The sequence below is a fragment of the Actinomadura montaniterrae genome (assembly GCF_008923365.1).
Classification (GTDB): domain Bacteria; phylum Actinomycetota; class Actinomycetes; order Streptosporangiales; family Streptosporangiaceae; genus Spirillospora; species Spirillospora montaniterrae.
In genome coordinates this window covers 1-14,905 of the sequence record NZ_WBMR01000098.1, presented here as the reverse complement: position 1 = coordinate 14,905, position 14,905 = coordinate 1, and the positions used below count along the sequence as shown (strand labels likewise).

The window sequence follows — 14,905 nt, the reverse complement described above, 5'->3', positions numbered from 1 at the left end:
GCGGCGAAGACAGCAGGTGCGACCATGCCGCCTGCCGAACCACGTGCGAGGCTCATCGGTCCACGCCTCCCATCACCGGGTCGATGCTGGCGACGGCCGCGATGACGTCGGCGACCATGCCGCCCTCCGCCATCGCCGGCGTGGCCTGCAGGTTGACGAAGGACGGCTCGCGGAAGTGCACCCGGTACGGGCGGGTGCCGCCGTCGCTGACCACGTGCGCGCCGAGCTCGCCGCGCGGCGACTCGATGTGCGAGTACGCCTGCCCCGCCGGCACCCGGAAGCCCTCCGTCACCAGCTTGAAGTGGTGGATCAGCGCCTCCATCGAGGTGCCCATGATGTGCGCGATGTGCCGGGGCGAGTTGCCCATCCCGTCCGCGCCGATCGCCAGCTGCGCCGGCCAGCCGATCTTCTTGTCCTCGATCATCACCGGGCCCTTGACCCGCTGCAGCCGCTCCACGCACTGCTCGACGATCTTCAGCGACTCCTCCATCTCCTGCATCCGCACGAGATAGCGGCCGTACACGTCGCAGGTGTCCTGCGTCGCGACCTCGAAGTCGTAGGTCTCGTACCCGCAGTAGGGCTGCGACTTGCGCAGGTCCCACGGCAGGCCGGTGGCCCGAAGGACGGGGCCGGTGACGCCCAGCGACATGCACCCGGTAAGGTCGAGATACGCGATGTCCCTGGTCCGGGCGAGATAGACGGGGTTGGCGTCCATCAGCTTCCGCAGCGCCTGGATCCGCTTGGGCATCCGGTCGAGATAGTCGCGGATCTTGCTGAGCGCACCGCTCGGCAGGTCCTGGGCAACGCCGCCCGGACGGACGTACGCCATGTTCATCCGCAGACCCGTGATCTCCTCGAAGAGGTCAAGGGTGTACTCGCGCTCGATGAAGCCGTTCAGCATGACGGTCGTCGCGCCCAGTTCGAGGCCGAACGTGGCGATCGCGACCAGATGGGAGGAGATCCGGTTCAGCTCCATCATCATCACGCGGATGATCTGGGCCCGTTCCGGCACCTGGTCGGTGACGTCCAGGAGCTTCTCCACGCCCAGGCAGTACGCCGTCTCGTTGAAGATCGGCGCGAGGTAGTCCATGCGCGTGCAGAACGTGGTGCCCTGCGTCCAGGTGCGGAACTCCATGTTCTTCTCGATGCCGGTGTGCAGGTAGCCGATGCCCACCCGGCAGTCGTCGACGGTCTCGCCGTCGAGCGTCAGGATCAGCCGCAGGACGCCGTGCGTGGACGGGTGCTGCGGGCCCATGTTGACCACGAGCCGCTCGTCCCCGAGGTCCTCGGCGCCCGCGACGACCTGGTCCCAGTCCTGGCCGTTGACGTCGAACACGCGGCCCTCGGCCGCCTCCTCGGCGGCGTAGGCGTCGTACTCGGTGTACTTCGTTGAGCTCATACGTACGACCGCCTCTCGTCCGGCGGGGGGATCTCCGCGCCTCGGTACTCGACGGGGATGCCGCCGAGCGGGTAGTCCTTGCGCTGCGGATGGCCGACCCAGTCGTCGGGCATCTCGATGCGGGTGAGCGCGGGGTGACCGTCGTAGACGATCCCGAAGAAGTCGTAGGTCTCGCGCTCGTGCCAGTCGCAGGTCGGGTACACCGGCACCAGCGACGGGACGTGCGGGTCGGCGTCCGGGCAGGTCGCTTCCAGCCGGACGCGCCGGTTGTGGGTGATCGACAGCAGGTGCACGACCGAGTGCAGCTCGGCGCCCTCGTCCTTCGGGTAGTGCACGCCGGACACGCCGGAGCACAGCTCGAAGCGCAGCGTCGGCTCGTCCCGCATCGTGCGCGCGACGTCCAGGAGCCGCTCGCGCTTGACGAAGAACGTCAGCTCGCCGCGGTGGACGACGACGCGCTCGATCGCGTCGCCGAAGTCGGGCAGCAGCCGCTCCAGCTCGTCGGCGACCTCGTCGAACTCGCCGGCCTCGGCGGCGCCGTCGGGCCCGCCGTAGGGGCGCGGCGCGGTGACCTTGGGGCTCTGCCGGATGACCAGCCGCCCGTACCCGGAGGTGTCGCCGGTCGTCCTCGCGCCGAACATGCCCGTGCGGGCGACCGGCTGCTCGCGGCGCTCCTCCTCGGCCTGCGCGGGCAGCTGGTCGGCGCCCTGCTCGGCCCTCTGCTCAGGGTTCTCGGAGCTCATCTAAACCGTTCCTTGTCCCAGCAGCGGCAGCTGGCGGCGCTTGGCCTCTTCCAGCTCGACGATCTGCTTCTTGCGCTGCGGGCCGAGCTTGGTGTTCTGGATCTTGTCGTGCAGCTTGAGGATCGCGTCCAGCAGCATCTCCGGCCGCGGCGGGCAGCCGGGCAGGTAGATGTCCACCGGGACGATGTGGTCGACGCCCTGCACGATCGCGTAGTTGTTGAACATGCCGCCGGACGAGGCGCACACGCCCATCGCGATGACCCACTTGGGCTCGGTCATCTGGTCGTAGATCTGCCGCAGCACCGGGGCCATCTTCTGGCTCACCCGGCCCGCGACGATCATCAGGTCGGCCTGCCGCGGCGTCGCGGAGGCGCGCTCCATCCCCCAGCGGGAGAAGTCGTGCCGCGGGTCGCCGGTCGCCATCATCTCGATCGCGCAGCACGCGAGGCCGAACGTCGCCGGCCACACCGAGCTCTTGCGCGCCCAGCCCGCGACCTGCTCGACCGTCGTCAGCAGGAACCCGCTCGGGAGTTTCTCCTCAAGACCCATGTCAGTCCCACTCCAGACCGCCGCGACGCCAGATGTAGGCGTAGGCGACGAGAACGGTGACGATGAAAAGGACCATCTCCACCAGGCCGAACATGCCCATGTGGTCGAAGGCGACGGCCCACGGGTACAGGAAGATGATCTCGATGTCGAAGACGATGAACAGCATCGCCGTCAGGTAGTACTTGACGGGGAACCGCCCGCCGCCGACCGGCTGCGGGGTGGGTTCGATGCCGCATTCGTAGGCGTCCAGGCGCGCGCGGTTCCACCGCTTGGGGCCGGTGAGCGAGGCCATCGCCACCGAGCCGACGGCGAAGACGGCGGCGAGCACTCCCAGCACGATGATCGGAACATAGAGATCCATGTCTCTACCGCCCCTCCTCGGTACGTACGACGCTGTACGGGGCGCGGGGTCCGGGGCCGGACCGGCGCGCCTCGGCGGCGTGACCCTGCACACGCTCGTGAAAATTCTCACGAGCACGGGTCGCCACCCTAGCCAAGGTGATCAATAGCACTCCCCTCAGGGGGTCGGGTAATGCACTGTAGTCCGCTCACCTGCGGCTTCGCGGCGAACGGCGATATCTGCGGGAGCATCCGGACCTCGCTCATGCCGCCGGCGCCACCTTCTGCATCGCGTTGATGACCCGGTCCATGGCGTCGCCGCCCTTCGGGTCGGTCAGGTTGGCGAGCAGCTTCAGGGTGAACCGCATGAGGGTGGGGTGCGGCAGGCCGTGCGCGGTCAGGAACTTCATGATCCGCGGGTCGCCGATCGCCTGCACGAACACGCGGGCCAGCGTGAAGTAGCCGCCGTGCTCGTCCTTCAGGATGCGCGGGTACTCGTACAGGGTCCGCTCGCGCTGCGCCGGGGTGCGGCGGGCGAGCGCCTGCACCATGATGTCGGCGGCCAGCCGGCCGGACTCCAGCGCGTAGTCGATGCCCTCGCCGTTGAACGGGTTGATCATGCCGCCGGCGTCGCCGACCAGCAGCATCCCGCGGGTGTAGTGCGGCTGCCGGTTGAAGCCCATCGGCAGCGCCGCGCCGCGGATCTTCGAGGTCGCGTGCTCCTCGTCGAACTGCCAGTCCTCCGGCATCTGCGCGCACCAGCGCCGCATCATGCCCCGGTAGTCGACGTTCTGGAACGCCTTGCTGGTGTTGAGGAGGCCGAGCCCGACGTTGGACGTGCCGTCGCCGACGCCGAACACCCAGCCGTAGCCGGGCAGCAGGCGCTCGCCGTCCCACAGTTCGAGCCACGCCTCCATGTACTCGTCGTCGTGGCGGGGCGTCTGGAAGTAGCGCCGGACGGCGACGCCCATCGGGCGGTCCTCGCGGCGGCGCAGGCCCATCGCCAGCGACAGCCGGGTCGAGTTGCCGTCGGCCGCGACGACGAGCGGCGCGTGGAACTCCACGTCCTCGCCCTCGTAGGTGGCGGTGACGCCCTTGATCCGGTCGGTGCGCTCGTCCAGGATCGGGCCGGTCACGGTGCAGCCCTGCAGCAGCCGGGCGCCGGCCTTCGCGGCGTGCTCGGCGAGCAGCTGGTCGAGGTCGGTGCGCTTGCGGACCAGGCCGAAGTCGGGGAAGCTCGCGAGCTCCGGCCAGGGCAGCTCGACCTTGACGCCGCCGCCGTAGATGCGCAGCCCCTTGTTGCGGCCCCAGCCGGGGTCGTTGATGTCGACGCCCATCCCGATGAGCGCCCGGACGGCGCGCGGGGTGAGGCCGTCGCCGCAGATCTTGTCGCGCGGGAAGGTGGCCTTCTCCAGCAGGAGCACGTCCAGCCCGGCCTGCGCGAGCCAGTAGGCGGTCGACGATCCGGCGGGGCCTGCCCCGACGACGATCACGTCCGCGTGTCGGGTGGAGTCGGTCACGGCGTTCCTCTTTAGCTCGTTCGCTTGTGAAGTACTTCACAAGGATCCGGTGGGGAGTCTATTCCTTTATCACGACCGGTGGGTACTTCTGGGCCGGTTCTGTTTTGGACCGGTCCCGAACCCGCCGGCGCCGCGATCAGCCGGGGTTGATCGCATGGTGCATCGCCGCGACCCCGAACGTGAGGTCGCGCCAGCGCACCTTCGTCCAGCCCGCGTCCTGGACGAGCCGCGCCAGCCCCGCCTGGTCGGGCCAGGCGAGCGTCGACTCGGCGAGATAGCGGTAGGAGTCGGGATTGGAGCTGACCCGCGCCAGCAGCGGCAGCCCGTACTTCAGGTGGGTCCGGTGGCCGAGCGCCAGCAGCGCGTTCGGCGGATGGCTGACCTCGCAGATCAGCAGCCGCCCGCCCGGCTTGGCCACCCGCCGCAGCTCGCGCAGCGCCCGCCCGGTGTCCGCGACGTTGCGCAGCCCGAACGAGATCGTCACCGCGTCGAACGAGCCGTCCTTGAACGGCAGCCGCAGGGCGTCGCCCGCCGCGAAGCTCAGCCGCGGCACGCCCGCCTGCCGGCGCACCCCCACCCGGAGCATGCCGAGGGAGAAGTCGCAGGCCACGGTCTGCGCGCCCGCCTCCGCGAACGGCACCGAGGACGTCCCGGTCCCGGCCGCGAGGTCGAGGATCCGCTCGCCCGGCCGCGCGTCCAGCGCCCGGACGGCCGCCCGCCGCCAGCGCCGGTCCTGCCCGCCCGTCATCAGCGTGTTCAGCAGGTCGTACCGCTCGGCGGTGCCGTCGAACATCGCCGCGACGTCGGCGGGCTTCTTATCCAGAGAGGCGCGGGTCATGGGGTCAGCCTATTGCCCGCCCCGACCGCGCCACCGAGGCGCCCGTGCGGTACGCGCTACGCGTCCTCGCGGGTCTTGGCGCGCTGGAACCGGTCACGCTGGGCGCTCAGCCCGGAGGTCACCGCGGCCGACATCCGGTCGCGCTGGCCGGACAGCAGCACGAAGCTGATGATGCCGCTGATCAGCAGCGCCAGCAGCAGGAGCAGGAACCCGCGGGCCCCGAACAGCGCGAGCACACCGGCCGTGGCGGCGAAGATCGCCAGCCGGCCGGAGGTGTAAAGCAGTACGGAACGCATGACCCTTCGAGAGTACCGCCGGGTGTGTTGTCCCAGGGGAGCGACCCCCTGGAACCCCCGTCACGGTCGGCAGGCCGTTTCCCGCTCCGCTGGAGCTCCGCGCGAAACGGCCTGCCGACCGCCGGGCATGCCCGCTGCGCTCGCTGCACTCGCTCCGCGTGCCCGCCCGTGGCGATCTCTCCCGGGGGGTCAGCGGAGGACGTCGAGGAAGAGAGCCGGGTCGACGTTGCCGCCGGAGAGGACGGAGACATAGGTGGCGCCGGCGGGGAGTTCGGCGCGGTGGTAGAGGTAGGCGGCGGTGGCGACGGCGCCGGCGGGCTCGGCGATCAGGCGGGCTTCGCGGGCGAGGCGCCGCATGGTGGCCCGGATCTCGTCCTCGGTGACGGTGACCATGCCGTCGACGTGCGCCCGCATGTGCGCGAACGGCAGGTCGCCGACGCGCTGGACGCGCAGGGCGTCGGCGATGGTGCGGCCGGTCTTCTCCGCGTCCCAGGTGACGGGGCGGCCCTCGCGCATCGAGTCGCGGGCGTCGGCGGCCAGCTCGGGCTCGACGCCGATCACCTTCGCCTCGGGACGCAGCGCCTTCACCGCGGCGGCGACGCCTGAGATCAGGCCGCCGCCGCTGACCGGGACGAGCACGACGTCCACGTCCGGGCGGTCCTGGACGATCTCCAGCCCGGCGGTGCCCTGGCCGGCGATGATCCGCGCGTCGTCGTAGGGCGGGACGAGGGTGAAGCCGTGCGCGGCGGCGAGCTTGGCCGCGGTCTCCTCGCGGGCCTCGGCGGTCGGCTCGACGTAGACGATCTCGGCGCCGAGCGCGATGCAGGCGTCCACCTTCACGCCGGGCGTGGTGTGCGGCATCACGAGGACGGCGGGGATGCCGAGCGCGCGGGCCGTGTAGGCGACGGCCTGGGCGTGGTTGCCGCTGGAGTGGGTGACGACGCCGCGCTCGCGCTGCTCCTCCGGCAGGGAGGAGATGGTCGCGTACGCGCCGCGCAGCTTGAACGCTCCGATCGGCTGCAGGGACTCGGCCTTCACCAGCAGCGCCGTCCCGTCGCCGGTTCCGGGGAACGGGACGAGCGGCGTGCGCACGGCGACGCCGGCGAGGCGTTCGGCGGCGTGCTCGATCTCCTGCAGCGAAACAAGATCGGACATGGTCACGAGGGTATGGGGTGGCGGCTCCCGCCGCGCGCCGGTGGCGCAGGCGGCGCCGCGTCACCGGGCCGCCATCGGCCTGTCAAGGGCCGGTTGCCGGCGTGACACGCCAGGTCAAGTGTGGTGTGCGAGGCCCCAGCGACCCAGGTGGCGAGCACCGACCGTCATCGCCGCTGCTCGGCGAACTACGGTGCGTGATGTTTTCCGAAAACAAGGGAGAAATCGGTCTTGACCCGCCACACTGTTAAACAGTCCACCCGCGCCGAGAGCGGGACAAAGGGGGAGAGAAAACGTGGAGAGCACGAGCGAGCGCCTGCTGACCCCAGGGGAAGTCGCCGCCCTCTTCCGGGTCGATCCGAAGACGGTCACCCGGTGGGCAGCGGCCGGCCGGATCAGCAGCATCCGCACTCCCGGCGGCCACCGCCGCTTCCGGGAGTCCGAGGTCCACGCGCTGCTGCGCGGGGAAGAGCCGGTCGCCGAGCACTCGGTCCACTGACCCGGCGAAGCCGACCGAGGCCTCGGAACCGCCCGGACCGCCGCCCTCCCGCGGCCGGTCCACCAGCCCGGGCGTCCGGGGTCGCGCGATGACCCGGCACGGCTACTCCTCCGCCTCGCCGTCCCGCCACTCCTCGAACCGGCGCGCCAGCTCGGCGTCCTCGTCCCGCCAGCGGCGCCGCCTGTCCTCCAGCTCCTGCTCGGTCAGCGACTGGCCGAGGAGCCGGTCGTAGTCGGGATCCCCGGGCCCGATCTCCACGTAGGCGTCGGCGATGATCCGCCCGCCCCGCTCCCGGTCCGCGCCCGGCCCGTCGTCCGCGGGCCCGTCGTCACCGGCGAGGACGCTGTGGGGCACCCGGAGCGTGCCGTCGGGGAGCCGGATCACGTACATCGTCGATCACCCTCGGAGTCCATCGCCTTCGCCGGCATCGCGGTGTCCTAGATGCCGTATCTGCGGTTGAAGAAGAGCATGACTTCCAGTGCCGTCCTGATGTTGCCGGCGAGCATATCCACCAGCGCCGGACGCTGCCGCGACGAGATCGCGGCGAACGCGTCGGCGAAGAACTCGCGGCGGCCGAGCGCGTCGGGCTGCCGGTGGAAGTCGCTGGCGAGGTGGGGGCGGCACAGCTCGTACAGCTCCCGGAACGCGGGGCTGTCGGAGGTCCACCCGCCGGCCTCGCCGTCGATGTCGTCGAGCGCGTGCCCGACCTCGTGCAGCATCACGTCCGGGGTCGGCGACGGCCGGTCCCCCACGATGATCTTGCGGTCGCCGTAGGCGCCGGCGCAGATGTCCCAGGTGGCGCGGCCGGACGGCAGCGGGCGGTCGCGCAGGTGGCCCATGTCGTCCAGCTGCGGGACGCCGCCGGGCCCGACGTAGATGCCGTCGAGGCCGCCCGCGAGCTTCTCCTTCAGCGGCTCCGGCAGCGACGCGAGGCTGTCGACGGCCCGGATCACCTCCGGCGTCGGCGGGCCCTGCCGCGCGTCCCACTGCCGGTACAGCACGCTCTCCAGCACGCCGCAGTGCCGCCGCCCGTCGGCCGCGTGCGGCATGCCCGGCGGGTACGGCTCGACGCGCAGCGCGTCGTCGAGCTCGAAGTCGCTCCACGCGTAGTCGCCGGGGCGTGGACGGCCCGCGCCGCGCCGCCCGTACCGTCCGGGATGCGCCTCGGCGGCGTCCGGGCGGTCGGTGCCGGGGGCGAGCGCGAAGTCGTCGTCGCGGCCGGCCTTGCGGAACCGGCCGAACCGGTCGCGGGGCTGGTTGCTGCGCGGGCGGACGTGCCCGGGCTCGGAGCGGCGCCCCGAGTCCGGCGGCGACGGCGCGTACGCCGCGTCGTCCCCGCGGGCCTCGCCGTCCCCGCGGAACGCCGAGCCCCGGCGCGCCTCCCGGTTCCTGAGCTCCCGGGGCTTGCGGTGGATGCCTTTGAAGCGCATCAGGCTCCTCTGTCAGCGGGGCCCGCGGAGTCGCCGAGCGAGAGGGCCCCCGAGGCAGGGTAAGCCGCAACCCGACTCGGCGTCATCCCCGCGAGTCACCACGGAACGGGCGGGCGCGGATGTGCGAGGACCGCGGCGCCCCGCCGGAGCGGTGGCCGCGGTCCTCGATGACCTGCTCGTGTGCTCGTCGACGGGCCCGATGACGTGCCCGATGACGTGCCCGTGACGTGCTCGGTGACGTGCCCGGGGCGCGCGCTCAGGCGTAGGAGTGCATGCCGGAGAACATGTAGTTGACGCCGAAGAAGTTGAACAGCAGGCAGCCGAAGCCGATCAGCGACAGGATCGCCGCCTTGCGGCCCCTCCACCCGGCCGTCGCGCGCGCGTGCAGGTAGGCGGCGTACACGATCCAGGTGACGAAGGACCAGACCTCCTTCGGGTCCCAGCCCCAGTAGCGGCCCCACGCCTCGTCGGCCCAGATGGCGCCCATGATGATGGCGGCGGTCCAGATCGGGAAGGCGAACGTCGTCACCCGCATCGACAGCCGGTCGAGGTCCGCGGCGGACGGGATGCGCGACAGCATCCCGCCGCCGACCCCGGCCTCGCTCGTCTCGGCGCGGGACTTCAGCAGGTACAGGATGGTCGCGGCGCCCGCCACCGTGAACGAGCCGGTCGCGATGATCGCGGCGGTGACGTGGATCGCGATCCAGTAGGAGTTGAGCGCGGGGCTGACCGGGCCGGCCGAGTCGTACAGCCAGATGTTGTCGACGCCGAGCGCGATGACCACGGCGGCCATCACGAACGCGCCGAGGAACCGCGCCTTGTAGCGCAGCGCGACGATCATGAACGCGGTCACGGCGGCGAACGACAGGGCCGTCATGAACTCGTACATGTTGCCCCACGGCCAGCGGTGCTCCGCCAGCCCGCGGGTGACCAGGATGCCGAGGTGCGCCGCCCAGCCGAGGACGTTCAGCACGACGGCCAGCCGCGCCCAGTCGACCCGCTGGCGCTCGGCCCCGGCGTCCTCGGACGCTTCGGACGCCTCGGACGCCTCGGCGGAGGCGGCCGCGCCGGCCGGCCCGGCGTCCTCGACGGTCTCGGCGCCGGCGGCGCCGACGAGCACCTTGGCCTCGGCCCGCTCCTCGGCCACCGCCGCGGAGCGGCGGCCAAAGCCGAGATCGGCCGCGTAGGCGACCAGCGCGACGATGTACATCACCACGGTGGTCAGCATGAGCTTGTCGCTCAGGTTCGCGAGGTCGGCGTTGCTCACCTCGTCACTCCTTCGGTTCGGTTGCCGACCCGGAACCCCGATCGGCGCCGGGGTCCGCTTCGGACCCGTTCTGTTCTGGCCCGGTGCCGTCCTCGACGGACCCGGCCTCCTCCCGCCCTGTCTTTTGCGCTTCGGACGTCTCCGGTTCGGGCTTCTCCGCTTCGGATTCCTCCGACTCGGCCTTCTCCGGTTCGGCCTTCTCCGGTTCGGACTTCTCGGCTTCGGATTCCCCCGACTCGGCCTTCTCCGGTTCGGGCTCGCCCGGCGCCGGCTCGTCCGACCCGGCCTTCCCGGGTTCGGCGGCGGGGGCGTCCGGGCCGCGCAGCGCGGTCACGATGTCGTCGAACTCCGAGGTCGGGTTCCCGAGCGTGAGGCCGCCGACCTCCACCACCGTACGCCCGCCCGTCCCGGCGCTCGCACGGACCCACACCCTGCGCCGCCGGACGAGGAACGAGGTCGCCACGCCCAGCACCGCCAGCACCGCCGCGATCAGCGCGGGGATGCGCCCGGGGTCGTGGTTGACCGACAGCGTCGCGTACTCCGCCATGCCGTCGAAGGTGATCGAGCCGGCGTTCCCGGGGAGCTTGAAGGTCTCGCCCGGCTCCAGCAGCTTCTCGCCGCCCTTGATCGGCTGGAGGGTCTTGCCGATGCCCTCCAGCTTGTACACCGACTGCGGGGTGCCGGAGTCCAGGCCGAGGTCGCCCTTGAACGACGACAGCGTGATGACGGGCCGCAGCGCGCCGGGGAACGCCGACACGATCTGCTTGCCGTCCGGGCTGGCGACGGCCGTCGGCCACAGGATCGCGTAGAAGGCGAGCTGGTCGGGCTCGGCGTCGGGGACCTTGATGACGCCCTCGGACGTCAGGTTCCGCGGCTCCATCGCCAGGAACGGGACGGTGTCCTGGAAGGCGACGTTGCCCTTGGCGTCCTTCACGGTGAACTTCGGCGCGTAGCCGTGGCCGAGCAGGTACACCTTCGTGCCGCCGACCTTCAGCGGATGGTTGATCCGCAGGTCGTACTTGGTGTCCTTGCCGGACGGCTTGTCGCGGTAGTGGATCCAGGCGTCGAACGCCGTGGCCTGCCCGCGCTTGTCGCCCTCCAGCTCGTACTTGGCCTTGAAGTCGTCCAGGGAGATGGTGAACGGGGCGAGGTCGCCGTCCTTGAACAGCCGTCCCGGGGTGAACTCGTCGTACTGGCCGAGCGAGTTCGCGAACGTCTTGCCCTCGGTGATCAGCACGCTGCCGCGGTAGCCGAACATGTTGCCCGCGCCGAGCGCGAACAGCAGCCCGAGCAGCGCCAGGTGGAAGACGAGGTTGCCGGTCTCCCCCAGGTAGCCCTTCTCCGCGGACGCGGCGCCGCCGGACACGTCCACCCGGAACCGGCGCCCGCGCAGCACCTTGCGCGCCTCCGCGAGGACGTCCTCGGGCGCGTCGTCCGTCTCGTACGACACCGACTGCGGCAGCCGCCCGAGGTTGCGCGGCGCCGCCGGCGGGCGCGCCCGCATCGACTGGTAGTGCTTCACCGCGCGCGGGATGACGCAGCCGGCCAGCGACACGAACAGCAGGATGTAGATCGCCGCGAACCAGGGCGCGGCGAACACGTCGAACAGCGAGAGCTTGTCGAAGAACGGGCCGAGCGTCTTGTGGTCGGACAGGTACGCCGCGACCTTCTCCGGCGCCTGCCCGCGCTGCGGCAGCGCCGACCCGGGGACCGCGCCCAGCGCCACCAGGAACAGCAGGATCAGCGCCGTGCGCATGGTGGTGAGCTGCCGCCAGCCCCACCGCAGCCAGCCCAGCGGGCCGAGGCCCCGCGGCCGCGGCACCTCCTCGGGGGCCTGCCGTGCGGCGGGCGCCTGCGTGCCCGTCTCGATGTCCTTGATGTCGCTCATATCAATGCCTCTGCCGATCCGTCGGCATCACAGAACCGGCTCGAAGCCGCTGATCCACGACTTCAGCTCGATGTTCAGTTCCCCCCACAGGCCGCTCACCAGCAGCACCCCGATGAGGACGAGCATCCCCCCGCCGATCCGCATGACGAGGGGGTAGTGCCGTTTCACCGCCCCGAACGCGCCGAGCGCGCGGCGGTAGGCCACCGCGGTCACGACGAACGGCACCCCGAGCCCGACACAGTACGCCAGGGACAGCAGCGCGCCCCGGGTGGCGCTGGCCTCGCTGATCGCCAGCGACTGCACCGCGCCGAGCGTCGGCCCGATGCACGGCGTCCAGCCGAGCGCGAACAGGGCGCCGAGCAGCGGCGCCCCGGCGAGGCCCGCCGACGGCAGCCGGCCCGACTTCATCGTCCGCTGCAGCCCGGGGATCAGCCCCATGAACGCCAGCCCGAAGACGATCGTGACGACGCCGAGCACCCGGGTGATCTGGTCCTGGTACTCCAGCAGCCACCGGCCGAGGCCGCCGAAGGCCACCCCGTAGCTGACGAACACGACGCTGAACCCGGCGACGAACAGCAGCACGCCGGACAGCAGCCGGCCGCGGCGCTGCTCGGCGAGGTCCGCGCCCGTCATCCCCGTCACGTACGACAGGTAGCCGGGGACGAGCGGCAGCACGCACGGCGACAGGAACGACACGAGCCCGGCGAGGGCCGCCAGCGGCGCCGCGGCCACCAGCGACCCGCTCGTCACCGTCTCGTCAACGTTCACCGTGCCGCGCTCATTTTTCCGCGAGCACCTTCCCCACCAGCGGGTTCAGCTTGGAGTAGGTGGTGGCGCCGATGATCCGCGCCGCGACCTTCCCCTGCCGGTCCAGGACGAGGGTGCTGGGGATGGCGCTCGGCGGCACCTCCCGGAACGCGAGCGTGACCTGGCCGTCGCCGTCGAACAGGCTCGGGTAGGTGACCTTGAACTTGCGCTCGAACGCCTTGGCGTTGTCCTTGGCGTCCTTGAAGTTGACGCCGAGGAACTCGACGCCCTTCGCCTTGTTCTCGGTGTAGATCTGCTCCAGCGACGGCGCCTCGCCGCGGCAGGGCGCGCACCACGACGCCCAGAAGTTGACGACCGCGACCTTGCCCTTGAGGGAGTCGAGCTTGAACGACTGCCCGTCGAGCGTCTGCCCGGTGACCTCCTGCAGGGTCTTGCGGTGCCCCGGCTGGTACTGCGTGACGTTCCCGTCGCCCGAGATGAACCGGTCGTCGTTGCCGTCGGGGCCGCTCTTGGCCGAACCGGTTCCCGCGCAGCCGGCCAGCAGCCCGCAGAGCGCGACGGCGGCGGCCGCGGCGCGCGCATGGGGGATTCGGGGGCTCAACGGACCCTCCTACTACTACAGGACGTAGTACTCAACTTAGCGGTGCGGTCAGGCACCCGCGACACTGGGGCCCTTCGCGATCCCCTCGGCGGGCTCGTGGTAGCCGACCTCGACGAGCCTGCTGCCCTCGAACGTGAGGCTGGTCACGCTGGCCAGCGCGCATTCGCGGCGGCTCGGGTGGTGCCAGAGCCGGCGGTGCTCGGCGTGCAGCCGCAGGATCCAGATCGGCAGCTGGTGGCTGACGCACACGGCCTCGTGGCCGCGCGCCGCCTCCCGCGCCCGGATCACGGCGGCGCGCATCCGCGCCGCGAGCTCCTTGTACGGCTCGCCCCACGACGGGCGGAACGGGTTCACCAGGTGGCGCCAGTGCTCGGGGCGGCGCAGCGAGCCCGGGCCCACCCCGAAGGTCAGCCCCTCGAAGTGGTTCTCCGCCTCGATCAGCCGATCGTCCACCGTCACGGGCAGGTCGAACGAGTCGGCCAGCGGCGCGGCGGTCTCCAGCGCCCGCTGCATCGGCGAGGAGAACAGCGCGGTGACGTCCCGGTCGGCGAACCACTTCGCGGCGGCCTTGGCCATGAGGACGCCGTCCTCGCTGAGCCGGTAGCCGGGCAGCCGCCCGTACAGGACGCCTTCGGGATTGTGCACCTCACCGTGCCGCAGCAGGTGAACGATCGTCGTGTCAGTCATGGCCCGATCAGGCTACCCGCGCCGCCCGGCCGTCCCGTCCGCGCCCCGTCCCCGGGTGCGGGACGCGACGCTCACCCGGCGGCGGTCCTCACGTACGCGGCGATGCGCGCGGAGACCCGGTCCAGGTCCGGCTTGGCGATCTTCGTGCCGGCCGTCGCCTGGACGAACCAGTAGGTGAGCGCGGCGTCGCACATGTCGGCGCGCGCGGCGGGCGCGAGGCAGGTGACGGGCGACGGCAGCCCGTTGGATCCCATCGTGGCCAGGGTCACCATCATGTAGGGCGACGGCGGCGGCGGTTCCGTCGGCTGCTCGGTCGCCAGCACCAGCCGCAGCGCCGGGTCCCCCGTCGGGACGTCCTGCCGGTCGTGCACGGCGGACGTGCAGGGGCCGAAGTCCCGCTTCGCCTTCGCGGCCTCGGGCGAGTCCGGGAAGTACCTGCAGACCTGGTCGGCGATGTTGCCGATGGATCCCTGCCAGTTCTGCGTTATCCGCAGCGTCTTCGACTCGCCGACCGTGGTGTACCCGGCGTTCGCGCCGACGGATCCGGAGCACCCCTTCGCGGCCGGGCCGAGCAGGTACCGGCCCTGGCCGAGGTTGTAGACGGCGGCGTCCTTCGGCGGCTTCACCTGCTCGGGGAGGCGGACCTGCGCCGGACCGGGCGACGGGGTCGTCTTCTGGCCGTCGAATCCGGTGACGGGGCAGTCCCGGACGGCCGCGACGGCCGCCACGGGCCGGGTCGCCGTGGGGCGCGGCGCCGGGTCGTCCTTGCCGAACTGCTGGACGGCGATGGCGCCGGCGCCGACGACCACGGCCGTCCCGGCGGCCGCCGTGGCGATGCCGCCCGCGCTGCCGAAGAACGCCTTGATCACGCTCGCGCCGCCGGCCTTGGCGGCGACGTGGCCCGCGGCGCCGTGGCCGGCGGCCTGGCC

The 14,905-nt window shown here is 71.7% G+C and carries 17 protein-coding genes; 1 reads left to right on the top strand and 16 read right to left on the bottom strand.

Annotated features, from left to right (window positions below):
* Nucleotides 1-52 precede the first annotated feature (52 nt).
* From F9B16_RS28300 to F9B16_RS28265, 8 genes are all read right to left on the bottom strand, one after another.
* Nucleotides 53-1,399 (bottom strand): NADH-quinone oxidoreductase subunit D, encoded by a 1,347-nt coding sequence (locus F9B16_RS28300; protein WP_151543253.1) that lies wholly within the window; start codon nt 1,397-1,399, stop codon nt 53-55.
* Nucleotides 1,396-2,142 (bottom strand): NADH-quinone oxidoreductase subunit C, encoded by a 747-nt coding sequence (locus tag F9B16_RS28295; protein WP_151543252.1) that lies wholly within the window; start codon nt 2,140-2,142, stop codon nt 1,396-1,398. Before F9B16_RS28295 ends, F9B16_RS28300 begins: the two co-directional genes overlap by 4 nt.
* Nucleotides 2,143-2,691, bottom strand: coding sequence for a NuoB/complex I 20 kDa subunit family protein (locus F9B16_RS28290; RefSeq protein ID WP_151543251.1), 549 nt, complete (start codon nt 2,689-2,691; stop codon nt 2,143-2,145).
* A gap of 1 nt (nt 2,692) precedes the next feature.
* Nucleotides 2,693-3,052, bottom strand: a complete 360-nt coding sequence (locus F9B16_RS28285; protein ID WP_151543250.1) for an NADH-quinone oxidoreductase subunit A — start codon at nt 3,050-3,052, stop codon at nt 2,693-2,695.
* A gap of 241 nt (nt 3,053-3,293) precedes the next feature.
* Nucleotides 3,294-4,550: a geranylgeranyl reductase family protein gene (locus F9B16_RS28280; protein WP_151543249.1), complete on the bottom strand. Its 1,257-nt coding sequence runs from the start codon at nt 4,548-4,550 to the stop codon at nt 3,294-3,296.
* Between the two features lie 136 nt (nt 4,551-4,686).
* Complete coding sequence (locus F9B16_RS28275; RefSeq protein WP_151543248.1) at nt 4,687-5,388, bottom strand: demethylmenaquinone methyltransferase; 702 nt, start codon at nt 5,386-5,388, stop codon at nt 4,687-4,689.
* A gap of 56 nt (nt 5,389-5,444) precedes the next feature.
* Nucleotides 5,445-5,684: a DUF4229 domain-containing protein gene (locus F9B16_RS28270; RefSeq protein ID WP_151543247.1), complete on the bottom strand. Its 240-nt coding sequence runs from the start codon at nt 5,682-5,684 to the stop codon at nt 5,445-5,447.
* 189 nt (nt 5,685-5,873) lie between these two features.
* Nucleotides 5,874-6,839, bottom strand: coding sequence for a threonine ammonia-lyase (locus tag F9B16_RS28265; protein ID WP_151543246.1), 966 nt, complete (start codon nt 6,837-6,839; stop codon nt 5,874-5,876).
* Between the two features lie 292 nt (nt 6,840-7,131).
* Between F9B16_RS28265 and F9B16_RS28260 the strand changes: the two genes are divergently transcribed.
* The gene (locus F9B16_RS28260) at nt 7,132-7,335 is read left to right on the top strand and encodes a BldC family transcriptional regulator (protein ID WP_151543245.1); all 204 of its coding nucleotides are present in this window, start codon (nt 7,132-7,134) and stop codon (nt 7,333-7,335) included.
* A gap of 102 nt (nt 7,336-7,437) precedes the next feature.
* Here the strand turns inward: F9B16_RS28260 and F9B16_RS28255 are convergent, their stop codons facing one another.
* The 8 genes from F9B16_RS28255 to F9B16_RS51265 form a co-directional block, all read right to left on the bottom strand.
* Nucleotides 7,438-7,725, bottom strand: coding sequence for a hypothetical protein (locus F9B16_RS28255; protein WP_151543244.1), 288 nt, complete (start codon nt 7,723-7,725; stop codon nt 7,438-7,440).
* A gap of 47 nt (nt 7,726-7,772) precedes the next feature.
* Nucleotides 7,773-8,765, bottom strand: coding sequence for a hypothetical protein (locus tag F9B16_RS28250; protein ID WP_151543243.1), 993 nt, complete (start codon nt 8,763-8,765; stop codon nt 7,773-7,775).
* 256 nt (nt 8,766-9,021) lie between these two features.
* Nucleotides 9,022-10,032, bottom strand: coding sequence for a c-type cytochrome biogenesis protein CcsB (ccsB, locus tag F9B16_RS28245; protein WP_192809032.1), 1,011 nt, complete (start codon nt 10,030-10,032; stop codon nt 9,022-9,024).
* Nucleotides 10,033-10,036: 4 nt separating this feature from the next.
* On the bottom strand, nt 10,037-11,920 hold the full coding sequence (resB, locus tag F9B16_RS28240; protein WP_151543242.1) for a cytochrome c biogenesis protein ResB: 1,884 nt from the start codon (nt 11,918-11,920) through the stop codon (nt 10,037-10,039).
* Between the two features lie 27 nt (nt 11,921-11,947).
* Nucleotides 11,948-12,688 (bottom strand): cytochrome c biogenesis CcdA family protein, encoded by a 741-nt coding sequence (locus F9B16_RS28235; RefSeq protein ID WP_151543241.1) that lies wholly within the window; start codon nt 12,686-12,688, stop codon nt 11,948-11,950.
* Nucleotides 12,689-12,698: 10 nt separating this feature from the next.
* Nucleotides 12,699-13,289, bottom strand: a complete 591-nt coding sequence (locus F9B16_RS28230; RefSeq protein ID WP_151543240.1) for a TlpA family protein disulfide reductase — start codon at nt 13,287-13,289, stop codon at nt 12,699-12,701.
* 48 nt (nt 13,290-13,337) lie between these two features.
* A complete protein-coding gene (locus F9B16_RS28225) occupies nt 13,338-13,976 on the bottom strand; it encodes a histidine phosphatase family protein (RefSeq protein ID WP_151543239.1) in 639 nt (212 codons plus the stop codon).
* Nucleotides 13,977-14,047: 71 nt separating this feature from the next.
* Nucleotides 14,048-14,905: hypothetical protein (locus tag F9B16_RS51265; RefSeq protein ID WP_225992006.1), on the bottom strand; the 858-nt coding region annotated here is incomplete at its 5' end.